Source organism: Dactylosporangium sp. CS-047395 (assembly GCF_050942185.1).
Classification (GTDB): Bacteria; Actinomycetota; Actinomycetes; order Mycobacteriales; family Micromonosporaceae; genus Dactylosporangium.
In genome coordinates this window covers 7890552-7916925 of sequence record NZ_CP192015.1, presented here as the reverse complement: position 1 = coordinate 7916925, position 26374 = coordinate 7890552, and the positions used below count along the sequence as shown (strand labels likewise).

Sequence of the window (26374 nt, the reverse complement as noted above, 5' to 3'; positions counted from 1 at the left end):
ATTTACAAGCATTAGACTTATCGTTGGTACCGCGAAATGCTCCGTCCATGCTCACCATGCGCGACGTGCTCCTGGCCCGCCGGGTCCTCGCCGGCCACCTGCCGCCCACCCCGTCCTGGTCCTACCCCCTGCTCGATGCCGCCGCCGGTCGCCGGGTCGTGGTCAAGCACGAGAACGCCCAGCCCACCGGCGCGTTCAAGGTCCGCGGCGCGCTGAACCTCCTGGCTGATCTCGACGAGGACGTCGTCACCTACTCCACCGGCAACCACGCGCGCGCCATCGCGTACGCGGCCCGCGAGTACGGGCGCAAGGCCACCATCGTCATGCCCGAGCACGCCGCCGAGCTCAAGGTCAGCGCGGTCGAGGCGCTCGGCGCGACGGTGATCCGGCATGGGACGAACATGGGCGACGCCGAGGAGTTCGCCCGCACCCTGCCCGGCCGGCTGGTCAGCCCCGGCGACGAGCCCGCCCTGATCGCCGGCGTCGCCACGGTGTACGCCGAGCTGCTCGAACGCCACCCCGAGCTGGACACCGTCGTGGTCCCGGTCGGCTCGGGCACGGGCGCGGCGGCGGCCGGCCTCGTCGCCGCCGCGCTGGCGCCCGGCTGCCGCGTGATCGGGGTCCAGTCGCAGGCCGCGCCGGCCGCGCACGACTCGTGGCGATCCGGCGGGTGCGTGCGGCGCGACAACACCACCCGCGTCGACGGGCTCGCCACCGGCCGGGGCTTCGCCGCCCCGCAGGAGCTGATGCGCGCCCACCTGGCCGACTTCGTGCTGGTCGGCGACGAGGCGATCGACGAGGCCCGCCGCCTGCTGGCCCGGCTGGCGTGCACCCAGGCCGAGGGCGCGGGGGCGGCGGCCCTGGCGGCGGTGCTGGCCCGCCCGGACCTCATGGGCGCATCGGTGGCGGTCGTGGTGACGGGGGCCAACGCCACCGAATTGGAGCTTGCCCGTTAGGCGCATCGTTCGTACCGTTCGCCGATTTCCGGCCGGACGGGACCCGGCGCGCGACGGGGATCAGGTTACGTCGATCACTACGACACCCCCGGTTCGAAGGAGAGGTCGCCATGACCGGTCCTGAAGAGCGCAGCGCGCCGGCGACTGACCGCAGCCCGTGGAACTGGCTGCTGCTCATCCCCATCGTGCTGCCGCTGCTGACATTTCTGTTCAACGCCGACGGACCCCGCCTCCTCGGCTTCCCCCGGTTCTACTGGCTGCAGCTGGCCTTCATCATCGTCGGCGTCAGCGTCACCACGCTCGTCTACCAGATGACGAAGAGGAGGTGACCGGCCATGTGGCGTGATCATGTGACCGAGATCGTCGTCTTCGTCATCCTGTTCCTGGCGGTCAGCGCGATGGGCTTCGTCGCGGCCCGCTGGCGCCGCCCCGACAACCTGGCCCACCTCGACGAGTGGGGCCTGGGCGGGCGCAACTTCGGCGGCTGGATCACCTGGTTCCTGGTCGGCGGCGACCTGTACACCGCGTACACCTTCGTCGCCGTGCCCGCCCTGCTGTTCGCCTCGGGCGCGGCCGGCTTCTTCGCCGTGCCGTACACGATCATCATCTATCCGCTGGTGTTCCTGGCCCTGACCCGGCTCTGGTCGGTGTCGCACCGGCACGGCTTCGTCACCCCGGCCGACTTCGTCCGGGCCCGGTTCCAGTCGCCGACCCTGGCCCTGGTCATCGCCATCACCGGGATCGTGGCGACGATGCCGTACATCGCGCTGCAGCTCGTCGGCATCGAGTCGGTGCTCAAGACGATGGGCGTCACCGGTTCGGGCACGCTCGCCCGGCACCTGCCGATCATCATCGCCTTCGCGATCCTGGCCGCCTACACGTACTCCAGCGGCCTGCGCGCCCCGGCGCTCATCGCGTTCGTCAAGGACATCCTGATCTACATCGTCATCCTGGTCGCGGTCTTCTACCTGCCGTCCAAGCTCGGCGGCTGGGGCTCGATCTTCGACGCGGCCGACGCCAAGTTCGACAAGACACCGGCGGCCACCGACGGGATACTGCTCAACGCCGACAACCAGGTCCAGTACTTCACGCTGGCCCTCGGCTCGGCGCTCGCCCTGTTCCTGTACCCGCACAGCATCACCGGCGTGCTCGCCAGCCGGAACCGGGACGTGATCAAGCGGAACATGTCGGCGCTGCCGGCGTACAGCTTCCTGCTCGGTCTCATCGCGCTGCTCGGCTTCGCCGCGATCGCCGCGGGCGTGGTGCCGCTGAAGAACCCCAACGGCACCAACGACAACAACACCGTGGTGCCGCTGCTGTTCGACAAGATCTTCCCGGACTGGTTCGCGGGCGTCGCCTACGCCGCGGTCGGCATCGGCGCGCTGGTCCCGGCGGCCATCATGTCCATCGCGGCGGCGAACCTGTTCACCCGCAACATCTACCGCGAGTACTTCAAGCGCGACGCCACCCCGGCCCAGGAGGCCAAGGCGTCGAAGGTGATGAGCCTGCTGGTCAAGTTCGGCGCGCTGCTGTTCGTGGTCTTCATCGACCCGCAGTTCTCCATCGACCTGCAGCTCATCGGCGGCGTGATCATCCTGCAGACGCTGCCGGCCGTGGCCCTGGGCCTGTTCACCCGCTGGTTCCACCGCGGCGCCCTGGTCGCGGGCTGGGCCGCCGGCATGGGCCTGGGCCTGTGGATGCTGTACCAGGTGGTCAACCCGACCACGAAGCGGCACTTCGCCGGCTCGGCGTTCCCGCTCAGCGAGTGGGGCTTCGACACCAAGAAGACCATCTACGTCGGCTTCGTCGCCGTCGTGGTCAACCTGCTGGTCGCGGTCATCGTGACGCTGATCCTGCGGGCCGCTTCCACCCCGGACGGCGGCGACGACACGACCCGCGACGACTACTTCGCCGACGAGGGCGACCCGCGCATCTCCGACACCCCGACGTCCCCGGCCCCGGCGACCACCGCGGCCCCGGACCCGATCACCTGAGGTTTTTAACCCAGCGCCAGCCCGGGCTCGTCGTCAGGCAGCCCGGGCCTCGGCGCCGGAATGCGGTACTCCTCCGTCAGCTGCGTCATCGGCCCGGGCCACGCCGCCTGCGCGACCTCGATGACCTTGTGGTCCTCGTCGTAGGCCACGTGCAGCATGACCAGCACCGGCGTGTCCGGCCGGATCTGCAGCAGCTCGGCCTCCTCACGCGAGGGCAGCCGGGCGCTGACCTGGTCCCGCGCGGCGGCGTAGCGGCGGCCCAGCTCCTCCTCGACCTCCTGGTACAGCGGCCGGTCGAACACGTCCGGCCGCTCGATCGACGTCCCGCGCACGTCGTTGGGCTGGAACCACGAGGCGCCGACCTCGACCGGCGAGTCGCCGGTGCGCACCAGATGCCGGCGCACGAGCAGCGGGGCACCCGGGTCGAGCCCGAACGCCTCGGCCACCTCGGCCGGCGCGGGCAGCTGCGCGACGATCATGAGATGCTGCCGGTACCGGGCCGCGAGCTCGGCGTGGTAGCCGCGCTGGCTGCCGTACCGGCCGCGGGACAGCCGGTTCATCCGCCGCTTGGTGCCGCGCACGAACGTCCCCGAGCCGGGCCGGGTGATCAGCAGCCCCTCGATGCGCAGCTGGTCGATGGTGCGCTGGACGGTCTGCTTGGCCACCCCGTACTGCGCCGCGAGGGCCGGGATCGACGGCAGCCGCTCGCCCGGCGCCCAGTCGCCGCGCTGGATCTGCGCGCGGATCTGCGCCCCGATCTGCCGATGCGGAAACTCCGCCGCCCCCGGATTGATCGTCATGCTCAAAACCTAGCCTCCTAGGACGATCAACGCAACGTACATCGACAAACGTCAACCCTTGACAGAACCATCGACGGAGGCGGATTGTCGCTGGCAAGACCGGATGGCGGTCCGGGCCACGTGCTCCCCGGGAGGGAACTGTGTCCCTGCGCCTGTTGGTCGTTGCTGTGCTCATCCTGGCCGGCGTGCTCGCCGCCCCGGCGAAACAAGCAAACGCGGACACCGCCGCATTGGCGGCCGCCAACGTCTGCAACAAGTACTGCGACGGCCGGGACGCCGCGCTCGCGCCCACGGACCGGGCGTCGGTCAGCGCCACGCTGTACGGGCGGCGGTTCACGATCCACGTCAACGACACCGACGCGATGATCTGGGGCGTCCTCGACGGCGGGCAGGCGGGCGACGAGATCTGGCTGGACCGCTCCTTCGACGGGGGCCGGACCTGGGTCGACAGCCGCATCGGGGACAGCGTCGTGGCGGCCGGCGCGACGGGCGTGCGGAGCCGGCAGTACAACGTCGACAACTGGGCCACGAACGGCGTCGGGGCGCTGCGCGCGTGCGGCAAGGCGGGGGACCGGCCGGAGCTCGTCTGCTCGGCGTGGGCGCGCAGCACCTGGAACGCCTGGGACCGGCGCACGGCGGCGGCGACGGCGCTGATGATGCAGTACAACATGGGCACCGGGCTCTTCGGCAACGAGGCCTGGTGGACCAGCGCGAACGCGCTCACCGCGATCATCGACAACGCCCGCCGGTCGGGGATGGGCAGCTACCGGTACGCGATCGCGACCACCTACGACAAGCAGCTCAACGCGCGGCTGGGGCAGTTCCGCAACGAGTACCTCGACGACACCGGCTGGTGGGCCCTCGCGTGGGTGGACGCCTACGACCTGACCGGGGACAGCCGCTACCTCACCACCGCCCGCGCCGGCGCCGACCACATGTTCGCCTACTGGGACACCCGCTGCGGCGGCGGCGTGTGGTGGAAGACCGACCGGACCGTCAAGAACGCCATCGAGAACAGCCTGTACATCCAGCTGAACGCGGCCCTGTCCAAGCGGATCGCGGGCGACACCGTGTACCGGGCGCGGGCCCAGGCCGGCTGGGCCTGGTTCCAGACGACCGGCATGCTCAACGGCCAGAACCTCGTCAACGACGGGATCAACCTGAGTACGTGCCGCAACAACGGCAACGTCACCTGGACGTACAACCAGGGCGTCCTGATCAACGCGCTCGTCCAGCTCAACCGCCTCACCGGCGATGCGGCCGCCCTGGCCACCGCGAGGCGCATCGGCGACGCCCTGACCACCAGCACCTACCTGTCCCCGGGCGGCATCCTGCGCGAGCCGAACGAGAGCAGCACCTGCTCCGACGACGGCTCGTCCTTCAAGGGCGCCGCGGTGCGCGGCCTGGGCGCCCTGAACACGGTCGCGGGCGGCGTCTACAACACCTACCTGAAGCGCAACGCCGACAGCGCCTACGCCAACGACCGCGACACCATCGACGCGTACGGCAGCCACTGGGCCGGCCCCCGCACCGCGACCAGCCACAGCTGCCAGCACAGCGCCCTGGACCTGCTCAACGCGGCGCCCTAGAGCCGGCCGCAGCGTTACTTGGCGTTGAAGTACGACGCGTCCGGGTGGTGCACGATGATCGCGTCGGTGGCCTGCTCCGGGACGAGCTGGAACTCCTCGGACAGGGAGACGCCGATGCGGTCGGGGCGCAGCAGGGCCACGGTCTTGGCGCGGTCCTCCAGGTCGGGGCAGGCCGGGTAGCCGAAGCTGTACCGGCAGCCGCGGAAGTCGGTGCGCAGCAGGCCGTCGAGGTCCTTGGGGTCCTCGTCGACCATCGGCCGGCCGTCGGGCAGGACGAGCTCCTCGCGGACGCGGCGGTGCCAGTACTCCGCGAGGGCCTCGGTCAGCTGTACGGACAGGCCGTGCACCTCGAGGTAGTCGCGGTAGGCGTTCTCGGCGAACAGCTTCGCGGTGTAGTCCGAGACCGGCTGGCCAACGGTGACCAGCTGCATGCCGATGACGTCGAGCTGGCCCGAGTCGCGCGGCTTGAAGAAGTCGGCGATGCACAGGCGGCGGTCGCGGCGCTGGCGCGGGAAGGAGAAGCGGGCCTGCTCGGCGTGGCCGTTCTCGTCGAGCACGACCAGGTCGTTGCCCTCGGAGTAGCAGGGGAAGTACCCGTAGACGACCGCCGCCTCGAGGACCCGGTCGGAGGCGAGGCGGTCCATCCAGTACCGCAGCCGGGGCCGGCCCTCGGTCTCCACCAGCTCCTCGTAGGAGGGGCCGGTCCCGCCGCGGGCGCCGCGCAGGCCCCACTGGCCGAGGAAGGTGGCGCGCTCGTCGAGCAGGGCGGCGTAGTCGGCGAGGGGGATGCCCTTGACGACCCGGGTGCCGAAGAACGGCGCGGTGGGCACCGGGACGTCGTAGGCGATGTCGGACTTCACCGAGGTGTCGTCCAGGGCCGGCAGGTCCTCGCGGACCTCGACGGTGCGGGCGCGGCGCTCGCGGCGGGCGGCCAGGGCGGCCTCCCGCTCGGGGTCGATGGCCGGGGCGCCGCCGCGCTTGGCGGTCATCACGCGGTCCATGAGGGAGAGGCCCTCGAAGGCGTCGCGGGCGTAGTGCACGTCGCCGTGGTACAGCGAGCGCAGGTCGTCCTCGACGTAGGCGCGGGTGAGGGCGGCCCCGCCGAGCAGGACCGGCCAGCGTTCGGCGACCCCGCGGGCGTTCATCTCCTCCAGGTTCTCCTTCATGATCACCGTGGACTTGACGAGGAGGCCGGACATGCCGATCGCGTCGGCCTGCTTCTCCTCGGCGGCCTCGATGATCGCGGAGATCGGCTGCTTGATGCCGATGTTGACGACCTCGTAGCCGTTGTTGGACAGGATGATGTCGACGAGGTTCTTGCCGATGTCGTGCACGTCGCCCTTGACGGTGGCCAGCACGATGCGGCCCTTGCCGGCGTCGTCCTCGGACTTCTCCATGTGCGGTTCGAGGTAGGCCACGGCGGTCTTCATGACCTCGGCGGACTGCAGCACGAACGGCAGCTGCATCTGGCCGGAGCCGAACAGCTCGCCGACGGTCTTCATGCCGTCCAGCAGCGTGTCGTTGATGATCGACAGCGCGGACTGCGTGGTCAGCGCCTCGTCCAGGTCGGCCTCGAGGCCGTTGCGCTCGCCGTCGATGATCCGGCGCTTGAGCCGCTCGTCGAGGGGCAGCGCGGCGAGCTCCTCGGCGCGGGAGGCGCGGGCGGAGGCGACGTCGACGCCCTCGAAGAGCTCGATGAACTTCTGCAGCGGGTCGTAGCCCTCGCGGCGGCGGTCGTACACGAGGTCGAGCGCGACCTGGCGCTGCTCGTCAGGGATGCGGCTCATCGGCAGGATCTTCGAGGCGTGCACGATCGCGCTGGTCAGCCCGGCCTCCTGGCACTCGTGCAGGAAGACCGAGTTGAGCACCTGGCGGGCGGCGGGGTTGATGCCGAACGACACGTTGGAGATGCCCAGCGTGAAGTTGATCCCCGGGTACAGCCGGGTGATCTCCCGGATCGCCTCGATCGTCTCGATGCCGTCCCGGCGGACCTCCTCCTGGCCGGTGGTGATCGGGAAGGTCAGGCAGTCCACGAGGATGTCGGAGACGTGCATGCCCCACGTGCCGGTGAGGTCGTCGATGAGCCGGGACGCGACCCGGACCTTCCACTCGGCGGTGCGGGCCTGGCCCTCCTCGTCGATGGTCAGCGCCACGACGGCCGCGCCGTGCTCCTTGACCAGCGGCATCATCCGGGCGAAGCGGGAGCCGGGGCCGTCGCCGTCCTCGTAGTTGACCGAGTTGACGATGCAGCGCCCGCCGAGCATCTCCAGGCCGGCCGCGATGACCTCGGGCTCGGTCGAGTCGAGCATGATCGGCAGGGTGGAGGCGGTGGCGAACCGGCCGGCCAGCTCGCGCATGTCCTGGGCGCCGTCGCGGCCGACGTAGTCGACGTTGAGGTCGAGCATGTGGGAGCCGTCGCGGGCCTGCTGGCGGGCGATCTCCAGGCAGGTCTGGTAGTCCGCGGCGAGCATCGCCTCGCGGAACGCCTTGGAGCCGTTGGCGTTGGTCCGCTCGCCGACCATGAGCACGCTGGCGTCCTGGTGGAACGGCACGTGGTGGTAGATGCTGGCGATGCCCGGCTCGACCTGCGGGGTGCGGGTGACGGGGTGCTGCGCGCCGAGGCGCTGGGCGACCGCGCTGATGTGGGCGGGCGTCGTACCGCAGCAGCCCCCGACGAGGCCCGCACCGTACTCGAGCACGAAGCGCTGCAGCGCCTCGGCGAGCTCGTCCGGGGTCAGCGGGTAGTAGGCGCCGTTCGCGGTCAGCTGGGGCAGGCCCGCGTTCGGCATGACGGACACGGGGATCCGGGCGTGCTGGGCGAGGTACCGCAGATGCTCGCTCATCTCGGCGGGCCCGGTCGCGCAGTTGAGTCCGATGAGGTCGATGCCGAGGGGCTCCAGGGCGGTGAGCGCGGCGCCGATCTCGGAGCCGAGCAGCATGGTGCCGGTCGTCTCGACGGTGACGTGGCAGATGATCGGCACCGTGATGCCGGTGGCGGCGAACGCGCGCTGGGCGCCGATGATCGCCGACTTGGTCTGCAGCAGGTCCTGGCAGGTCTCGATGATCAGCGCGTCGGCGCCGCCCTCGATGAGCCCGGCGGCGTTGTCGAAGTACGCGTCGCGCAGCGCGTCGAACGGCGCGTGCCCGAGGGTCGGCAGCTTGGTGCCGGGGCCGATCGAGCCGAGCACGAAGCGGGGCCGGTCCGGGGTGCTGTGCGCGTCGGCCGCCTCGCGGGCCAGCCGGGCGCCGGCCTGGGACAGCTCGCGGATGCGCGACTCGATGCCGTACTCGCCGAGGTTGGCGAGGTTGGCCCCGAACGTGTTGGTCTCGACCGCGTCGGATCCGGCCGCGAAGTACTCCTCGTGGACCCCCCGCACGACGTCGGGGCGGGTGACGTTGAGCACCTCGTTGCAGCCCTCGTGGCCCTCGAAGTCGTCGAGGGTCAGTTCGGCCGCCTGCAGCATGGTGCCCATCGCGCCGTCGGCGAGGAGCACCCGCTCAGCGAGCGTCTTGAGGAGATCCGGCATACCCCAAAGGCTATCGGGCGCCGGGCGCCGAATCTGCCTCGGGCTTGCGCGATTCCCGCCACGTATCGGAACGCAGCTCCCGCTGGCTGGGAACCTCCGAGCTCAGACCGTCACCGCCGGCCTCACTTTTGGCTGCCGGCTCGACTGCCGGCGCCTCCTCGTGCGGTACCCGCCAGAAGACGGCGGCGACGAACACGAGACCGATCACCATGATCAGCAACGGGGTGACCGAGCCGGTCGGCGGGTGCCACTCGCCGACCAGGGGGTTGAACCAGCCGACCCCGGCGTTGTTGGGCAGGCCGCGCTGCCAGCGCACCATCGCCCAGACGAGCAGCACCAGGTGGATCGGCAGCAGGAAGACGATCATCGTGCGGGTCAGCGACCGCACGTGCGCCGCGGTGAACAGCCGGCGCTCCAGCGTCCACGCGGCCAGCAGCGGCAGCCCGGCCAGCAGCGGCAGCATGTACCGCCCGTTGATGATGAAACCGGTCATGTTGGCCTGGCTCACCTGCAGCATGCCGGGCAGCGCCACGCCGCCGAGCAGGATGACCAGGTAGCGCCAGCGGGTGGTCCAGTCGCCGAAGATCCCGCCCAGGAAGACCAGGCCGCCGACCAGCAGCGCCCAGACGACGTAGAACGGGGCCCACATGAGCACGTCGAACCAGCCGGCCACACCGATCATGCCCTCGATGTACACCCACCAGCTGTTCACGTAGATCGCGATGGCCTCGCCGGTCTTGTACGAGTACAGGCCGGGCGGGGGCGGCACCAGCTCGCCGGTCTTCATCCCGACGATCCAGGCGGCCGAGAGCGCCGCGGCCAGCACGACGCCGGCGGTCCAGAGCTTGACGCGCAGCAGCCGCCAGTACTCCCGCAGCCACTTCCACCGCACCGGCACCGCGAGCGCGAAGAAGGCGAACGCGAACCAGGCCGGTCCGGCCGAGCGCAGGGTCAGCAGCAGCACGGCGCTGATCCCCAGCAGCGTGACCAGCGGTTTCTTGCGGGCCAGGTCGGGCGGTTCGAGCAGTAACGGGATGCCGGCGGCGAAGAACGCGATCCCGGCCGCGATCTCCACCGAGTTGGGGTTCACGCCGCCGGCCAGGTGGGCGAGCATCGGGGTGGCCACCCCGAGCAGGGCGGCGGCGGCGAGCCCGAAGCGGCTCCAGCGCAGCAGCGACACGAACGCGGAGGCCAGCAGCGCGGCGCAGATCGCGGAGCTGATCAGCCGGGCCACGACGAGCCCGCCCCAGTTGGGCCAGAGCCGCAGCGGTACCCCCACCGCGAGGTAGTACAGCGGGTTGTACCGCCCGGCGCTGGTGCTGACCTCGCCGATCGGCCCGCCGTGCAGCCCCGCCGCGCAGGCCGCGGACACGTTGGGCTTGAAGCCGAAGCAGACCGCGTGGGCGTCCATACCGACGGGAACCCGCTGGTAGGCGCCCATGCCGTCCTTCTCGAACGCGTCCGGGACGGTCTGCGGCCGGGCGAAGATCTGCCCCGGGTCGAAGGAGGCGACCCCGGCGGCCCGGATGGTGTGCTGGACCTCGTCGGCCGGGCCGTCGAAGGGTGCGGCGAAGCACCAGGCCCCGAAGACGACGAAGAACGCCGTGAAGGCGAGCAGCCAGGACCTGCGTCCGTTTCGCATTCCCGGATGCTATCGGGAGATCTTGAGTCGCCTGTCACTGGGCGTGACATCTCACCCCGGCCTCGTCGCTTTGGGTATCCATTCTCATCTGGGTCCCTCCGCGCGGCCCGCAAGCCAATCCGCGAGCGTCCACGTAGTCTGGGACGCGTGACCGAGTTCGACGGCCTGCCCGTGTTGCGCTCCCCTGTCGCGATTGCCGCGTTCGAAGGGTGGAACGACGCTGCCGACGCGTCGACCGCCGTCGTCGAGCATCTCGAGCAGGAGTGGGGCGCGGAGACCATCGCCTCGCTGGACCCCGAGGACTTCTACGACTTCCAGGTCAACCGGCCGACGGTGGTCATGTCCGAGGGCGAGACCAGGCGCATCGAGTGGCCGACGACCCGCTTCTCGGTGGCCAGCCCGCCCGACGCCGAGCGCGACATCGTGCTCATCCGCGGCATCGAGCCCAGCATGCGCTGGCGGACCTTCTGCGAGCAGGTCCTGGAGGTCTGCCACTCCCTGGAGGTCAGCCGGGTGGTGCTGCTGGGTGCCCTGCTCGCCGACGTGCCGTACACGCGGCCCCTGCCGGTGAGCGGCTCGGCCCCGTCCGGCGCCTCGGCGGAGACGATCGAGCGGCTGGGCCTGATCCCGACCCGCTACGAGGGCCCCACCGGCATCGTGGGCATCCTGCACGACGCCTGCGTGCGCGCCGACCTGGAGGCGGTGTCGTTCTGGGTGCACGTGCCGCACTACGCGAACAACCCGCCCTGCCCGAAGGCGACCCTGGCCCTGCTGCACCGCCTCGAGGAGATCCTGGACCTGCCGGTGCCGACCGGCGACCTGGCCAAGGAGTCCGCGGAGTGGGAGGAGCGGCTCAAGCAGGCCGCCGAGCAGGACCCGGAGCTGGCCGAGTACGTGCGGGAGCTGGAGGACCGCTCCGGCGACGCGGGGCTGCAGCCGCTGTCCGGCGACGAGATCGCGCAGGAGTTCGAGAAGTACCTGCGCCGCCGCGGAGGCCAGGCCGGGCCTTCCGCGACGGGCGCCTGGTAGGGGCTGGCCCCGGGGTCTAATCCTGGACGTACGTGCTCAGGAAGCGGCCCAGGCGGGTCACCGCGTCCTCCAGGTCCGCCACGCGCGGCAGCGTGACGATGCGGAAGTGGTCCGGGTGGTGCCAGTTGAACCCGGTGCCCTGCACCACCAGGACCTTCTCCGCCTTGAGGAAGTCCAGGGCGAAGCGCAGGTCGTCCTTGATCGGGTGCACCTCGGGGTCCAGCCGCGGGAACATGTAGAGGGCGCCCTGCGGCTTCACGCACGACACGCCGGGGATCTCGTTGAGCATCTTCCAGGCCACGTCGCGCTGTTCGAGCAGGCGCCCGCCCGGCAGGATCAGATCGTTGATCGACTGGTACCCGCCGAGCGCCGTCTGCACCGCGTGCTGCGTCGGCACGTTCGGGCACAGCCGCATGTTCGCCAGGATGTCCAGGCCCTCGATGTAGCTGATGGCGTGCGCCTTGGGCCCCGCGAGGACCATCCAGCCGGTGCGGAAGCCCGCCACCCGGTACGCCTTGGACAGCCCGTTGAACGTGATCGTGAACAGGTCGGGCGCGACGGCCGCGGTCGAGATGTGCTCGGCGCCGTCGAAGAGGATCTTGTCGTAGATCTCGTCGGAGAAGACGATGAGGTTGTGCCGGCGGGCCACCTCGGCGATCCGCTCCAGCATCTGCCGGTTGTACACCGCGCCGGTCGGATTGTTCGGGTTGATGACCACGATCGCCTTGGTGCGCGCGGTCACCTTCGCCGCGAGGTCCTCGACGTCGGGCATCCACTCGTTGGACTCGTCGCACACGTAGTGCACCGGCTTGCCGCCGCACAGCGACACCGACGCCGTCCACAGCGGGTAGTCGGGGGAGGGGATGAGCACCTCGTCGCCGTTGTCCAGCAGCGCCTGCAGGGCCATGACGATGAGCTCGGAGACGCCGTTGCCGAGGTACACGTCCTCGATGTCGACGCCGGTCACGTCCTTCTGCTGGTAGTACTGCACAACCGCCCGGCGGGCCGACAGCAGGCCCTTGGAGTCGCCGTAGCCGTGCGCGGCCGGCAGGTTCAGGATCACGTCCTGCAGGATCTCCGCCGGCGCCTCGAACCCGAACGGCGCCGGGTTGCCGATGTTGAGCTTCAGGATGTGGTGGCCGTCGGCCTCCATGCGTTTGGCCGCGGCCATGACCGGTCCGCGGATGTCGTAACAGACGTTGGCCAGCTTCGCGGACTGAGTCACCTGCATGCAGGCACCCTACGACCTGTTCCCGAACCGGCCGGTAGCCAGTTCCCAGGATGTGGCCCCGCTTTCGGGGGTGGCCTCACTCTGTACGATTCGCGATAGTTGGACGCGGGCCGGGGGAGGGCACGGGTGCAGGGGTTCGGGGATCTGGAAGCCGCGCTGATGGAGCTGCTGTGGCGCCGCGAGCGCCCGACCACCGTCCGGGAGGCGCTGACCGAGCTGACCTGGCACCGCGAGCTCGCGTACACCACGGTCATGACCGTCCTGGACACCCTGTACCGCAAGGGCTGGCTGACCCGCGAGCCGGCCGGGCGCGCCTACCGCTACAGCCCGGCGCTGACCCGCGACCAGTACGTGGCCCAGACCATGCACGAGGTCCTCGTCGACAGCGGCGACCGCGTCGAGGCCCTGACCCACTTCGTCGGCCGCATGACCCTCGACGAGGCCGCGGCGCTGCGGGCGGCGCTGAGCACCTACGAGCGCCGGATCGCCGGCCGGTGAGCCCCCTGTTGCTGGCCGGGTTCGCGGCCGTCCTGGCCCTGGTCGCCGCCCCACGGCTGGCGGCGGCGGGCTGGGTGGCCCGCGCACCCCGCCTCGGCGTCGCGGCGTGGCTGGCCCTGACCGCGGCCGTGCTGTCCTCGGCGCTGCTGGCCGGGATGAGCCTGCTCTTGTACTGGCAGTGCGCCCACGACCTCGCCAGCGACGCCTGGCACCTGTGCCTCGCCGCGCTCGCCGGCCACCACGACGACCACGGCACGCGGGCCCTGGCCCTGACCGGCCTGGCCGCCCTGCTGCTGCTCGGCGCGCGGCTGGCACTGGGGGCGGGTCGGCTGTACACGAGCGACCGCACCCTGCGAAGCCGGCTCAGGCTCCTCGTCCGAACCGCGCCGCCGGTGCAACCTGTCCCCGGCGCGACCGTGATCCCCCATCCGGAGCCGGCGGCGTACCTGGTCCCCGGCCCCCGCCTGCCCGGCCGCGCCGCCGACATCGTGATCACCTCGGCGGCCGTGGACCGCCTCGCCGCCACCGAACTGTCAGCGGTCCTGGCCCACGAACGCGGCCACCACGAGGGCCGCCACTTCGAGGCCACCCGCTGGATGCGGATGCTGGCCCAGGCGTTTCCGTGGGCGCGCTGCTTTCGCCTCGGCGCCCGGCAGGTCGACCGCCTGGTGGAGCTGTGCGCGGACGACACGGCCGCCCGGACCGCGCCCCGCCTGGACCTGGCCCGAGCGCTGGCCGCCCTGGCTGTGCCGGCTGGTTCTGGGCCGGCTGGTTCTGGGCCGGCTGGTTCTGGGCCGGCTGGTTCTGTCGGGGATCTGGCCCTGCATGGCGGCGATGCGCTGGAACGCATGCACCGCCTGCTGGACCCGCCCCGCCCGCTGCCCCGCCTGTACCGCGCCGCGATCGCCTCCCTGTGCGGCGCGTCGACGACCATGCCCCCGTTCCTGGCCGTCCTGGAGCGGCTGGTCGTCGCCTAGTTACCCGCGATCGAGAAGCCGGGCTCGCCGCCGGTGCTGATCTGCGTACCCTGCGCGAAATTCGACTCGAACTGCGCCCGCAGCGCGTCGAGCTCGGAGAACTCGGCACTGTGCACCGACTCACTCCCTTGCGCCGCGAACGTGTGATCGGACTCCTCACTGTCGTGCGAGTAGTTCGTGAAGTCGGTCGACTCGAACCGCGACCCGTCGGCCCCGGTCATCTCCACATGCCGCCCGGTCTCAAAGTCGGTCGACTCCGCCGCGTTGTGATCGGCCTCGTACACCCCGAACTGCGACTGGAAGTCCTGCTCGCTGCCGGACGCCTGGTGCAACTGCTCCAGCTCGCCGGACTCGTGCCCCATCTCGAACTCGCCGTATTCACTCATGCCCGGCACACTACTAACCCGCCTCGTAGATCTGATTCCCCCGTTCGTGCCAGACGCGGTCGGTTGTACGAGTCTCGCTAGTACGTGATCTCGAAAAGTCGGGCGCTGGCGCGCCGCGACTTTTCGGACTTATACCCCGACGGGGGATCTGCCCGTTTCGGAGTCCACTTCGGACCGATGGTCACCACATTTGTGCTCTCGGCCGATCATTCGGTGGTACGACTCAGGAAATTGTTTTAATGGTTCTCTCACCTGGACCACCGAACGTCGACCACGGCGGACCCGGCTCCTGAATTTACGGTCTGGACCACCGAACGGTGACCAAAGTCGTCTGCGGGACCACGCTAATACATTCCGGTCGCCGCAGGCGGCCGGGGACCATCGGACGAGGGCACATAGCGGTTGCCCATCGGTCCGGCCGTTGCTTTTGAAATGAGCCAGTGGGATAATTATGGCGTGCGGCAGATGTCATTGTTCGGCCGAGCCGAATTGACAGCAATGCGAGACACCACAAGACGAAGAAACTACTGCGCCAGCACGGAGAAATTCCGGCAGGAACATAAAAGGCACCGCGATTGGGGACTGACCTAACGCCACGCGGAAAAGCTGCGCAGTCTGCACGACGCGGAGGTCGCGGAGGTCGCGGAGGTCGCGGAGGTCGCGGAGGTCGCGGAGGTCGCGGAGGTCGCGGAGGTCGCGGAGGTCGCGGAGGTCGCGGAGGTCGCGGAGGTCGCGGAGGTCGCGGAGGTCGCGGAGGTCGCGGAGGTCGCGGAGGTCGCGGAGGTCGCGGAGGTCGCGGAGGTCGCGGAGGTCGCGGTCGGTGAGTCGACCGGCGAGGGGCGCGGCGGCGAGCGGTACCGTCGACAGCGTGCGATTCGTGATCATTGGAGCGGGTGCCGTCGGCGGGGTCGTCGCGGGCCGGCTGGCCGGTTCCGGGGCGGACGTGGCGCTCGTAGCCCGCGGTGCGCATCTCGAGGCCATCCGCCGCGACGGGCTCCTGCTGCGCCAGGCGAGCGGCGACACGGTGCACCGGCTGCCCGCGTACGCGACGCCGGCGGAGGTCGACTGGCGCCCCGGTGACGTCGCCGTGCTGGCCGTGAAGAGCAACGACACCCAGGGTGTACTGGAACAACTCCCGCGCGACGTGCCGGTCGTGTGCCTGCAGAACGGGGTCGCGAACGAGCGGGCGGCCCTGCGGCTCTTCCCCGACGTGTACGGCATCTGCGTCATGCTCCCCTCCGCCCACCTCGAGCCCGGCGTGGTCGTCGCCCAGTGCGCGCCGGTGCCCGGGATCCTCGACATCGGGCGGATTCCGGGCGGGACCGACGACACCGCCCGGGAGGTCGCCGCGCAGCTGACGAAGGCCGGGTTCGTGTCCGAGGCGCGCGACGACATCATGCGCAGCAAGTACGCGAAGCTGCTCAAGAACCTCGGCAACGCCGTCGAGGCGCTGTGCGGCAAGGCCGACGGGGCCGACGAGGTCGCGGCCGTCATCGGGGCCGAGGGGCGGGCGGTGCTGGACGCGGCCGGCATCGGGTACGCCAGCGACGCCGAGGACAAGGAGCGCCGCGGCGACATCCTGCAGCTCGTGCCGGTGGCGGGGGAGATGCGCGGCGGCGGGTCGACGTGGCAGAGCCTGGCCCGCGGTACCGGCGCGGTCGAGGCCGACTACCTCAACGGCGAGATCGTGCTGCTGGCCCGGCTGCACGGCGTCCCGGCGCCGGCCAACGAGACGGCCCGCCGGCTGGTCGTGCAGGCCGCACACCGCGGTGCAGCACCCGGCAGCCTGACCCCGGCCGAGCTCCAGGCCGCAATCCAAGCGACGCGCTAGACCGCGGGATCCCGCAGAAGACGACAAAAGCCGCGTATCCCCCGTCGGGGTATAAGTCCGAAAAGTCGCGGCGCGCCAGCGCCCGACTTTTCGTGACCCCAATCGCCGTGAGTTTGCGCACGTGCAAGCCGCCAGACCCGGGAAAAGCACCCAACCCTTGGCAGGGTCCACAGCGTGGTGATGCAGGCGGTCCTCTTCGACATGGACGGAACCCTCGTGGACAGCGAGAAGGTCTGGGAGGTCGGCCTCACCGAGCTCGCCGCCCACCACGGCCGCCCGCTCTCCGCGCAGGCCCGGCGGGACATGGTCGGCACCAACATGGCCGAGTCGATGCGCATCCTGCACGAGGACCTCGGGCTGCCGCTGACCAAGGAGGCCACCGACGCCAGCGTGGTGTGGCTCGAGGAGCGGGTCAAGGAGCTGCTGCACGGCGGTGTGCCGTGGCGGCCGGGAGCGAAGGAGCTGCTCGGGGCGCTCAAGGCTGCCGGTGTACCGCTCGCGCTCGTCACGGCCACGCATCGGCACCTCGTCGACGTGGCGCTGCTGACCATCGGGGCCGAGCACTTCGACGCCGTCGTGGCGGGGGACGAGGTCGATCAGACCAAGCCGCACCCGATGCCCTACCTGACCGCCGCCGCCATGGTCGGGGCCGAGGCGCACAACTGCGTCGCGGTCGAGGACTCGCCGAACGGGATCAAGAGTGCGCGGGCGGCGGGGTGCGCGGTGCTGGCCGTGCCGTGCGAGGTGGAACTCGACCCGGAGGGCGTCACGCTCGTCGGCTCGCTGCTCGACGTCGACGTGGACTATCTGCGGAAACTGACGTCGTGAACAAGACGTCCGCGGCGCCGGAGCGCCGCGGACGTCCACCCCCGATAAGAACCGTCAGTCGTGCGCGATGGCCTGCAGGACGTTGACGCGGGCGGCGCGGATCGACGGGAGCACCGCGGCGACCACGCCGACCAGGGCGGCCAGCACGAGGTACGTCGCCATCTGGGTCCACGGGAACGCCATCTGGGTGAAGCCCTCGTCCTTGAGCGCCCGGACCACCGCCGAGCCGAGGCCGACGCCGACGGCCAGGCCGAGCAGGGCGCCGAAGACCGAGATGACGACCGCCTCGACGGTGACCATCCGCATCGTCTGGGCCCGGCGCATGCCGATCGCGCGCAGCAGGCCCAGTTCGCGGGTCCGCTCCAGCACCGACAGGGCCAGGGTGTTGACGATGCCGAGGACCGCGATGAGGATCGCGAGCGCCAGCAGGATCTGGATCATCGTGAGCAGCTGGTCGAACTGGGCCGACTGGGCCGCCACGTACTCGGCGCGGTTGGCCACCGAGACCTCCGGGTTGTCCTTGAGCAGGGTGTCGACCTGCTGCTGGACGCCGGCGACCGGCGTGCCGGGGGCGACCTTGAGGTACCCCCACGCCGGCTGCTGGATGCGGAAGTCCGGGATCACGTTGTCCGACACGACGAAGCCGTTGGCCACGTTGCTCTTGGCGTAGATGCCGACGATCGTCACGTGGTGGACCTCGCCGCGGGTGAAGCGCATGTCGACGCTCTGCCCGACGGCCAGGCCGCGGTCCTTGGCCGTGTCCGGGTCGACGATGGCCTGGTCCTTGCCGGTGAACCGCAGCTCGCCGGCCTGCGGCGTGAGCTTGAACATCGAGGCCCAGGCGGCCGCGTCGGGCACCGCGGAGACCGAGCGGCGGTCGTTGCCGATCTGGCCGTACTCCCAGTACTCCGGCGAGGCCGCGGTGACGCCCGGAATCTTCGCCGCCGCGGTCATCACGGCCGGGTCGAAGGTCGCCGGGCCGTTCTGGTCGCCGTCCCCGGAGATGATCAGATCGACCGTCACGTCCTTCGCGGCCTGCTCGTTCAGGCTCGACTTGGCCGAGGCGAGGATGACGTTGACCCCGGTGATGAGGGCCAGCCCGACCATCAGCGCGGCCGCGGTGATCGCCGTGCGGCGCGGGTTGCGGCCCGAGTTCAGCCGGCCCAGCTTGCCCGGGACCGACCAGGAGAACAGCCGGCCGAGCAGCCCGACGACCGGCCGGGCCAGCAGCGGGGTGAGCAGCGCGACGCCGATGAACGTGATCAGGACGCCGCCGAGGATCAGCCACAGCGTCGTGTTGCCGCTGCCCTTGCCGGCCAGGCCGAGGCCCAGCAGCGTGCCGCCGACCGCGCCGACGAGCGCCCCGCTGACCGTGAGCTTGGTCAGCGGCCGGTCGGGCGTGGCCACCTCCTGCAGCGCGGCGATGGGCGGGATGCGGCTGGCTCGCAGCGCCGGCAGTACCGCCGCGACCACCGTCACGACCAGACCCACCACGAACGAGCTGATGACGGCCGTCGCCGGCACGCCGACCGAGGCCAGGGCGACGCCGGTGAGGTTGCCGAAGAGCCAGGCCAGCAGCACCCCGACGCCGACGCCGGCGGCCAGGCCCAGCACGGAGGCCAGCAGGCCGATCGCGACCGCCTCGATGAGCACCGAGCCGAGCGTCTGGCCGCGGCTGCCGCCGAGGGCCCGCATGAGGGCCAGCTCCCGGGTGCGCTGCGCGACGATGATCGAGAACGTGTTGAGGATCAGGAAGGTGCCGACGAACAGCGCCACCCCGGCGAACCCGATCAGGATGTTGTTGAAGAAGCCGAGCCCCTCCTTGAAGGACTTGCTGGTGGCCGCCTGCAGCTGCGCGTTGGTCTGCACCTTGTAGCCTTCGCCGACCGCGGCCGCGATCCGGTCCCGCAGCTGCTCGTCGGTGACCCCGCCGGCGGCCTTGACGTCGACGCTGCTGAAGACGCCCTTCTGGCCCAGCATCAGCTCCTGCGCGACCGGGGTGGTGAACATGACCTCCTGGGCCCCGCCCAGAGAATCCCGATCGCCGGTGTACCCGAAGATGCCCACGAGCTTGAACGTCTTCTTCGGCTGCAGGGTGAGGACCCCGACGTCGTCGCCGACCTTGATCCCGGCCGACGTGGCGAGGCCGGCGTTGACCACGATCTCGTTGTCGGCGCTCGGGGCCCGGCCCTCGCGCAGCTTGAGCATGTCGTTCTCGCCGACCCAGTTCTCGCCCATGCGGGGCGGGCCGAAGCTGGTGACGACCTTGCCGTTCTTGCCGACCACGCGCGCCCCGTCGGCGGAGGCCTGGGCGGTCACCTCGGCGACACCCGGCACCGACTTGATCTTGTCGACCTCGGCCGCCGCGATCGTCGGGGGTGCGCCCTCGGGCCCGTCGAAGTCGGCCGTGGCCAGCTCCGACTTCTTGGTGACCTGCACGTCGATCCCGGAGTACACCGAGGAGAAGAGGCTGTCGAACGAGCGGCCGAGGGTGTCGGTGAGCACGAACGCGCCCGACACGAACATGACCCCGAGCACGACCGCGAGCCCGGAGAGCACCAGCCGCAGCTTGCGCGACAGCAGGCTCTTGAGGGTGGCCTTCAGCATGGCGGTCAGACCACCTTGTCGAGGCGCTTGAGCCGGTCCAGGACGGCGTCGGCGGTCGGCGCGTAGAGCTCGTCGACGATGTGGCCGTCGGCGAGGAACACCACGCGGTCGGCGTAGGAGGCCGCGTTCGGGTCGTGGGTGACCATGACGATCGTCTGGCCGAAGTCGCGGACCGAGTTGCGCAGGAACGACAGGACCTCGGCGCCGGAGCGGGAGTCGAGGTTGCCGGTGGGCTCGTCGGCGAAGATGACCTCGGGCCGCGACACGAGGGCGCGGGCGCAGGCGACGCGCTGCTGCTGGCCGCCGGAGAGCTGGCTCGGGCGGTGCGCGAGCCGGTCGCGCAGGCCGACCGTGTCGATGACGGTGTCGTACCAGGCCGGGTCGGCCTTGCGCCCGCCGATCGACAGCGGCAGCAGGATGTTCTCCTCGGCGGTCAGCGTCGGCAGCAGGTTGAACTGCTGGAAGATGAAGCCGACCTTGTTGCGGCGCAGGTTGGTCAGGCCGCGGTCCGACATGTCGGTGATCTTCGTGTCGCCGACGTAGACCTGCCCGCGGGTGACCGCGTCGAGGCCGGCGAGGCAGTGCATGAGCGTGGACTTGCCCGAGCCCGACGGGCCCATGATCGCGGTGAAGCGGCCCTTCTCCAGCTCCACCGAGACCCCGGCGAGCGCGTTGACCTGCGCCTCCCCGGAGCCGTAGACCTTCCACACGTCGACCGCCCGCGCGGCCACCTCGGTGCGCGTCGCAACCGATGCAGTCATGATTCCCCCTGGTGAATGGTGTGCCCATATCGTCTCGGCGCGCCGGCGGGGAATCGTCCGCCTGCAGGTAGAGCCGGCCACGGATATTGGCGTGGGGGAGGGTCCCTTAGCCCGCGTCAGGGTCAACCCCGACGGCCTGGGCTCAGCTTTCTCAGAAGCGCAGAACGCGAGGGCCGCGGCCACCCCTGAGGGGGACCGCGGCCCGTGGTGCGGAAGGGACCCGCTACTCGTACGCGATGGCGCCCAGGATGTTGAGGCGCACGGCACGCACCGACGGGATGAGGCCAGCGATCCCGCCGACGATGATCGAGGCGATGAAGTACACCACCATGAGCACCCACGGCAGGGTGACCGCCCCGAACCCGAGGACGTCCTTGAGCGCCGTGACGATCGCCGCACCCAGGCCGGCGCCGACGACCAGGCCGAGCAGCGTGCCGAAGACCGTGATGACGATCGACTCCGTCGTCACCATCCGCCAGGTCTGCCCGCGGCGCAGCCCGACCGCCCGCAGCATGCCCAGTTCCCGGGTCCGTTCGATCACCGACAGCAGCAGCGTGTTGATGACGCCCAGGACCGAGATGAACAGCGCGATCAGCAGCAGGATCTGCACGATCACCAGGATCGAATCCAGGCCCTGCTGATTGGTACTGATGTATTCGTCCTTGGTGTACGCCTGGACCCGCGGGTTGTCCTTGAGCACCTCGTTGACCTGGTCCTTGACCGCGGCCACGGACGCGCCGTCCTTGACCGCGATGAACGCCTGCCAGGGCTGCGGGAACGTGAAGCCCGCCTGCGCGTCGGCGTAGTCCACCACGATGCCGCCGGCGACGTTCGTCGGGTCGGTGATGCCGACCAGCGTCAGCGTCTTCTGCTGGCCCTTGGGGAACGTGACCGCGATCGTGTCGCCCAGCTTGAACTTGCGGTCGTCGGCGGTCTTGCGGTCCACCATGAACTCGCCCGCGGCGAGCCGGTCGATGCGCCCCTCGTTGGCCTTGAGCTTGAGCACGGTGACGGCCGCGGCCGGGTCGAGGTACGACGCGACGAACGTCTGCTCGCCGTTGACGATCACCGCGTCGGCGGTGAACGCGGCGGTCGTGCGCACGTCGGACAGGTCCTCGATCTGCTGCAGCTGCTCGGGGGTGATGACCGGCGGGATCTCGCTGGTCTGCTGGCCGAGCACGACGACGTCGGCCGCGAGGTCCCGGTCGAGCGTGTCGCCCAGCGCCGTGGACAGCGAGGTGAAGATGGTGCTGATCGCCGTCACGATCGCGATGCCGACCATGACCGCGCCGGCCGTGATCGCGGTGCGCCGCGGGTTGCGCGAGGAGTTGCGCCGGCCCAGCTTGCCCGGGATCGACCAGGACAGCGCCGAGCCGATCGCGGCCACCACCGGCCGGGAGATGATCGGGGTCAGCAGCGCCACGCCGACGAGCACGCCGAGCACGCCCAGGAAGACCAGCGCCAGGGTGGCGCCGCCGGCCCCGGCCAGGCCCCAGATCAGCGCGCCGGCGCCGAGCGCGGTGAGGATCGCGCCGGAGACGGTGAGCCGGGTCAGCGGCCGGTCGGGGGTGGCCGACTCGCGCATCGCGGCGATCGGGGCGACCCGCGAGGCCTTCACGGCCGGCATCAGGGCGGCCACGATGGTCACGCCGATGCCGATCACGAACGACGCCACGACCGCCGAGATCGGGAAGCCCAGGCTCGCGACCTCCGCGCCGTCGGCGAGGCTGACGAACGCCCGGGCCCCGAGCGCGCCGAGCCCGAGGCCGACGAGGAACCCGAAGGCCGAGCCGACGATGCCGATGAGCAGGGCTTCGAGCAGTACCGAGCGAAGGACCTGCCCCCGCGCGGCCCCCATGGCCCGCAGCAGGGCCAGCTCCTGCGTGCGCTGGGCCACGATGATCGAGAACGTGTTCAGGATCAGGAACACGCCCACCAGCAGTGCGACCGCGCCGAAGCCCAGCAGCACGTAGTTGACGTACTTCAGGATGTCCTTGATCCCCTGACTGGACTCCTTGGACAGCTCCGCGCCGGTCTGCACGAGGAACTGGTCGCCGAGCCCGGCCTTGACGGTGTCGCGCAGCTGGTCGTCGCTGACCCCGGACGCGGCCCGCACGTCGATGACGTTGAACTGCCCGGTCTTGCCGAGCATCGACTCCTGGGCCTTCTCGGTGGTGAAGAAGATGGCGCTCTCGCCGGCCATGGAGTCCCGCCCGCCGGCGTACTGCAGCAGGCCCACGATGGTGTAGGAGCCCCGCTGCTGGTCGCGGGTGATCACGTCGATCTTCTCGCCGAGCTTGAGGTTCGCGGTCTTGGCCAGGCCGTTGTTGATGACCACCTCGTCGTCGGCCTGCGGGCCGCGCCCGGACAGCAGGTGCACGAGGTCGTCCTCGCCGGTCCAGTTGGCGCCGTACTGCTGGCCGGTCTGGTTGACCACGATCTTGCCGTTCTTGCCCAGCGGCTGGGCCCCGTTGAGGAACACCTGGCCGGTGGCCTTGGCCACGCCGCTCATCCCCGCGACCTTGTCGACCGTCGCGGCCGGGAACGGGGTGTTGGTGTCCTGGCCGCCGCCCTGCGCGGTGTCGACCGCGGGCTTGGCCGAGACCTGCACGTCGGTGTACGTGTAGATGTTGGCGAACAGGTTGTCGAAGGTGCGGCCGAGGGTGTCGGTGAGCACGAGCGATCCGGACACGAACATGACCGACAGCACGACCGCGAGGGTCGACAGCGTCAGCCGCAGCTTGCGCGCCAGCAGGCTCTTCAGCGTCGCCTTGAGCATGGCGGTCAGACCACCTCGCCGGCTTCTTCGGCGGCCGCCATGCCTGCGGCGGAGCCGCTGAAAGCAGACTCCGTGTCCAGGCCCTTGAGCTTGTCCAGGACGGCCTCGGCGGTGGGGTCGCGCAGCTCGTCCACGATCTTGCCGTCGGCGAGGAAGATGACCCGGTCGGCGTACGAGGCGGCGTTCGGGTCGTGGGTGACCATGACGATCGTCTGCCCGAACTCGCGCACGGAGTTGCGCAAGAAAGACAGGACCTCGGCGCCGGAGCGGGAGTCGAGGTTGCCGGTGGGCTCGTCGGCGAAGATCACCTCGGGCCGGGAGACGAGCGCGCGGGCGCAGGCGACGCGCTGCTGCTGGCCGCCGGAGAGCTGGCTGGGCCGGTGCCCGAGCCGGTCGCCGAGCCCGACCGTCTTGATCACGGTGTCGTACCACGCGGAGTCCGGCTTGCGGCCCGCGATCGACAGCGGCAGCAGGATGTTCTCCTCCGCCGTCAGCGTGGGCAGCAGGTTGAACTGCTGGAAGATGAAGCCGACCTTGGTGCGGCGCAGGTTGGTCAGATCCTTGTCGGACATGCCGGTCAGCCGGGTGTCACCGATGAAGATGTCCCCGCGGTTGACGGTGTCCAGGCCCGCGAGCGTGTGCATCAGCGTCGACTTGCCCGACCCCGACGGGCCCATGATCGCGGTGAAGTGCCCGCGCTCGAGTTCGACGCTCACCCCGTGCAGCGCGATGACCTGTGCCTCGCCGCTGCCGTAGACCTTCCAGACGTCGGCCGCGCGAGCGGCGATGCCGCCCTGGGTCGTGACGTTCGTGGTCACGCTCAGTCCCCCTCGTGAAGTGGTGCCAGTGGCTTGTCCACTTCACGCTAAGACCGCCGCCGATGCGTTCCCTCGTCCCCGAGGACGACCTCAGGACCCGGGCCGGACCAGTCCCGTCTCGTACGCGAGGACGACGGCCTGCACCCGGTCGCGGAGGCCGAGCTTCGTGAGCACGTGCCCGACATGCGTCTTGACGGTCGTCTCGCTCACGGAGAGTGCCCGCGCGATCTCGGCGTTGGACAGCCCCTTGGCGAGCTGTACGAGCACCTCACGTTCCCGATCGGTCAGCACCCGCAGGTCTTGAGGGGCTTCCGCGGCCGGATCGGGCAGCGTGTCGGCGAACTTGTCCAGCAGCCGCTTGAGGATCCGCGGTGCGACCACGGCCTCCCCGGCGGCCACCGTGCGGATCGCGATGACCAGGTCGTCGGCCGGCACGTCCTTGGCCAGGAACCCGCTGGCCCCGGCCCGCAGCGCCCCGACGACGTACTCGTCCAGGTCGAACGTGGTCAGGATGAGCACCCGGACCGGCAGCTTCGCGTCGACGATCGTGCGCGTCGCCGCGACCCCGTCCATCCGGGGCATCCGGATGTCCATGAGCACCACGTCGGGCAGCAGCCGGCGGGCCAGCTCGACGGCCTCGACCCCGTCGCCGGCCTCGGCCACGATGTCCAGGTCGGGCTCGCCCCCGAGCACCATCCGGAACCCGGTGCGCAACAGCGGCTGGTCGTCGGCGAGCAACAGCCGGATCGGTCGTGCTGACGTCAACTCGCCAACTGCCTTTCTGCCGGTACCTCGATCGGAATTCGAGCATGCACACGATATCCGCCCCCGGCGCGCGGACCGGTGCGCAGGGTTCCGCCGTAGAGCATCACGCGTTCCCGCATCCCGAGCAATCCGTGCCCGACCGCCGCCGTGCCGATCTGCGGCCCGCGCCCGGTATCGCAGATCTCCACGGTCACATCAGTGGGCGTAAAGGTGAGCCGCACTTCGACGGTCGCCGCCCCCGCGTGCTTGAGCGCATTGGTGAGCGCTTCCTGCACAATGCGGTACAGCGTGAGCGAAACACCGGGATCGAGCATCCCGGGCTCCCCGTCGACGCGCAGTTTCGCCGGCAGCCCCGCCTCGCGGATCTGCTCGACAAGCCCCTCGATGCCCGCCAGCCCCGGCTGCGGCGCGAGCTCCCCGGCCGGCTCGGTCTCGGTCCGCAGCACGCTGAGCAGGCGCCGCATCTCCCGCAGCGCCGTACGCCCGGTCTCCTCGATCGTGGCCAGCGCCTCGTCGATGGCGCCCGGATCCCGCGACAACATCCGCCGCGACCCGGTGGCCAGCACCCCCATGACACTCACATGGTGCGCGACGACGTCGTGCAGTTCCCGCGCGATCCGCCGCCGCTCCTCGGCCACCGCTTTCTCGGTGAGCGCCCGCTGCGTATTCTCGGCCGTCCGCGCCCGATCCTCCAACGCCGCGATATAGGCCCGCCGGGTGGCGACCGTCCGCCCGATGGTGAAACACACCAATGCACTCATCGCATTGAAGGCGAAGAAGATTTTGGCGTCCGGATAGAACGCACTGGCCCCGGTCCGCCCGACCAGCAACGCCATAGTCATCCCGGGCACCCACATGACAATGGCGGCGACGGTGGCGATCCGAACCGGCAGATAAGCAGCCGCCGTGTAGGTGACGACAATGATCCCGAGCCCGCCGTCGACGAGCTCCCACCGCCCCGCGAACGGCACCAGAATGTGCAATGCGGTCCAGCCGACGGCAACCCAGAGCCACCGCCGCCGCAAGGCGACGGCCACCATCCCGACCCCGTCGTACACCAGCTGCGCCGGCAGATCAGCCACCCCGAACGCCCGCTGCGCGAGCGACTCGAGCGCCGTACTGATCCCCAGCAACACAACGGCCAGCGCGACGTCCTGGGCGAGCGGGTCCCCCCGCCGCCCCAGCAACTCCCGCACCCGGCCCATGCCTCGACGGTATCGGCTTGGAGGCGATCGGCGTTCATCGCCGCGTGCTACTCGCCCTCCTCCCCAGGGAGGAGGGCGCTACCGTCGAGGATGACCCCGGCACCCCGCCCCGGACGACGTCCGGCGACGACCCGGCCTGAGACGGGCATCA

The 26374-nt window shown here is 70.5% G+C and carries 21 protein-coding genes; 9 read left to right on the top strand and 12 right to left on the bottom strand.

The annotated features are described in order from the left end of the window. Positions 1–47 precede the first annotated feature (47 nt). The 3 genes from ACQP00_RS37345 to mctP all read left to right on the top strand — a co-directional run bounded on the left by ACQP00_RS37345 (position 48) and on the right by mctP (position 2950). Complete coding sequence (locus ACQP00_RS37345; RefSeq protein WP_433205182.1) at positions 48–956, top strand: threonine ammonia-lyase; 909 nt, start codon at positions 48–50, stop codon at positions 954–956. Positions 957–1066: 110 nt separating this feature from the next. Continuing rightward, on the top strand, positions 1067–1285 hold the full coding sequence (locus ACQP00_RS37340; RefSeq protein WP_433205179.1) for a DUF3311 domain-containing protein: 219 nt from the start codon (positions 1067–1069) through the stop codon (positions 1283–1285). Between the two features lie 6 nt (positions 1286–1291). Continuing rightward, a complete protein-coding gene (gene mctP, locus ACQP00_RS37335) occupies positions 1292–2950 on the top strand; it encodes a monocarboxylate uptake permease MctP (RefSeq protein WP_433205176.1) in 1659 nt (552 codons plus the stop codon). 5 nt (positions 2951–2955) lie between these two features. Here mctP and ACQP00_RS37330 read toward each other — a convergent pair whose 3' ends face one another. After that, positions 2956–3750, bottom strand: a complete 795-nt coding sequence (locus ACQP00_RS37330) for a GntR family transcriptional regulator (RefSeq protein WP_433205173.1) — start codon at positions 3748–3750, stop codon at positions 2956–2958. A gap of 140 nt (positions 3751–3890) precedes the next feature. On the opposite strand from ACQP00_RS37330, the gene ACQP00_RS37325 reads away from it, so the two are divergent. Then, complete coding sequence (locus ACQP00_RS37325; RefSeq protein WP_433205170.1) at positions 3891–5339, top strand: glycoside hydrolase family 76 protein; 1449 nt, start codon at positions 3891–3893, stop codon at positions 5337–5339. 14 nt (positions 5340–5353) lie between these two features. On the opposite strand, the gene metH is transcribed toward ACQP00_RS37325, so the two are convergent. Together metH and ACQP00_RS37315 are read right to left on the bottom strand one after the other, a co-directional pair. Continuing rightward, positions 5354–8866, bottom strand: a complete 3513-nt coding sequence (gene metH, locus ACQP00_RS37320) for a methionine synthase (RefSeq protein ID WP_433205167.1) — start codon at positions 8864–8866, stop codon at positions 5354–5356. Between the two features lie 10 nt (positions 8867–8876). Further along, complete coding sequence (locus ACQP00_RS37315; protein WP_433205164.1) at positions 8877–10508, bottom strand: hypothetical protein; 1632 nt, start codon at positions 10506–10508, stop codon at positions 8877–8879. 147 nt (positions 10509–10655) lie between these two features. On the opposite strand from ACQP00_RS37315, the gene ACQP00_RS37310 reads away from it, so the two are divergent. Beyond that, positions 10656–11537, top strand: a complete 882-nt coding sequence (locus ACQP00_RS37310) for a PAC2 family protein (RefSeq protein ID WP_433205161.1) — start codon at positions 10656–10658, stop codon at positions 11535–11537. A gap of 16 nt (positions 11538–11553) precedes the next feature. On the opposite strand, the gene ACQP00_RS37305 is transcribed toward ACQP00_RS37310, so the two are convergent. Next, positions 11554–12768, bottom strand: coding sequence for a pyridoxal phosphate-dependent aminotransferase (locus tag ACQP00_RS37305; protein WP_433205158.1), 1215 nt, complete (start codon positions 12766–12768; stop codon positions 11554–11556). A 126-nt stretch (positions 12769–12894) separates the two neighbouring features. On the opposite strand from ACQP00_RS37305, the gene ACQP00_RS37300 reads away from it, so the two are divergent. Together ACQP00_RS37300 and ACQP00_RS37295 are read left to right on the top strand one after the other, a co-directional pair. Then, entirely contained in the window at positions 12895–13266 is a 372-nt protein-coding gene (locus ACQP00_RS37300; protein WP_433205155.1) for a BlaI/MecI/CopY family transcriptional regulator, read from the top strand. After that, entirely contained in the window at positions 13263–14243 is a 981-nt protein-coding gene (locus tag ACQP00_RS37295; protein WP_433205152.1) for a M48 family metalloprotease, read from the top strand. Before ACQP00_RS37300 ends, ACQP00_RS37295 begins: the two co-directional genes overlap by 4 nt. Here ACQP00_RS37295 and ACQP00_RS37290 read toward each other — a convergent pair. Together ACQP00_RS37290 and ACQP00_RS37285 are read right to left on the bottom strand one after the other, a co-directional pair. Further along, entirely contained in the window at positions 14240–14629 is a 390-nt protein-coding gene (locus ACQP00_RS37290; protein WP_433205149.1) for a hypothetical protein, read from the bottom strand. The genes ACQP00_RS37295 and ACQP00_RS37290 overlap by 4 nt on opposite strands. A gap of 468 nt (positions 14630–15097) precedes the next feature. After that, positions 15098–15514 carry a hypothetical protein gene (locus tag ACQP00_RS37285; RefSeq protein WP_433205146.1) on the bottom strand — a complete coding sequence of 139 codons (417 nt, stop codon included), beginning with the start codon at positions 15512–15514 and terminating at the stop codon, positions 15098–15100. On the opposite strand from ACQP00_RS37285, the gene ACQP00_RS37280 reads away from it, so the two are divergent. After that, positions 15498–16460 carry a ketopantoate reductase family protein gene (locus ACQP00_RS37280; RefSeq protein WP_433205143.1) on the top strand — a complete coding sequence of 321 codons (963 nt, stop codon included), beginning with the start codon at positions 15498–15500 and terminating at the stop codon, positions 16458–16460. The two genes, ACQP00_RS37285 and ACQP00_RS37280, sit on opposite strands and share 17 nt — an antisense overlap. Before the next feature lie 180 nt (positions 16461–16640). Further along, entirely contained in the window at positions 16641–17288 is a 648-nt protein-coding gene (locus ACQP00_RS37275; protein WP_433224128.1) for an HAD family hydrolase, read from the top strand. A gap of 54 nt (positions 17289–17342) precedes the next feature. On the opposite strand, the gene ACQP00_RS37270 is transcribed toward ACQP00_RS37275, so the two are convergent. The 6 genes from ACQP00_RS37270 to ACQP00_RS37245 form a co-directional block, all read right to left on the bottom strand. Further along, positions 17343–19895, bottom strand: coding sequence for an ABC transporter permease (locus ACQP00_RS37270; protein WP_433205140.1), 2553 nt, complete (start codon positions 19893–19895; stop codon positions 17343–17345). A 5-nt stretch (positions 19896–19900) separates the two neighbouring features. Further along, entirely contained in the window at positions 19901–20656 is a 756-nt protein-coding gene (locus ACQP00_RS37265; protein ID WP_433205137.1) for an ABC transporter ATP-binding protein, read from the bottom strand. A gap of 223 nt (positions 20657–20879) precedes the next feature. Next, the gene (locus tag ACQP00_RS37260; protein ID WP_433205133.1) at positions 20880–23435 is read right to left on the bottom strand and encodes an ABC transporter permease; all 2556 of its coding nucleotides are present in this window, start codon (positions 23433–23435) and stop codon (positions 20880–20882) included. Positions 23436–23440: 5 nt separating this feature from the next. Continuing rightward, on the bottom strand, positions 23441–24253 hold the full coding sequence (locus tag ACQP00_RS37255) for an ABC transporter ATP-binding protein (RefSeq protein WP_433205130.1): 813 nt from the start codon (positions 24251–24253) through the stop codon (positions 23441–23443). Positions 24254–24343: 90 nt separating this feature from the next. Beyond that, the gene (locus ACQP00_RS37250; RefSeq protein WP_433224126.1) at positions 24344–24949 is read right to left on the bottom strand and encodes a LuxR C-terminal-related transcriptional regulator; all 606 of its coding nucleotides are present in this window, start codon (positions 24947–24949) and stop codon (positions 24344–24346) included. 65 nt (positions 24950–25014) lie between these two features. Beyond that, positions 25015–26223: a sensor histidine kinase gene (locus ACQP00_RS37245; RefSeq protein ID WP_433205127.1), complete on the bottom strand. Its 1209-nt coding sequence runs from the start codon at positions 26221–26223 to the stop codon at positions 25015–25017. Positions 26224–26374 lie beyond the last annotated feature (151 nt).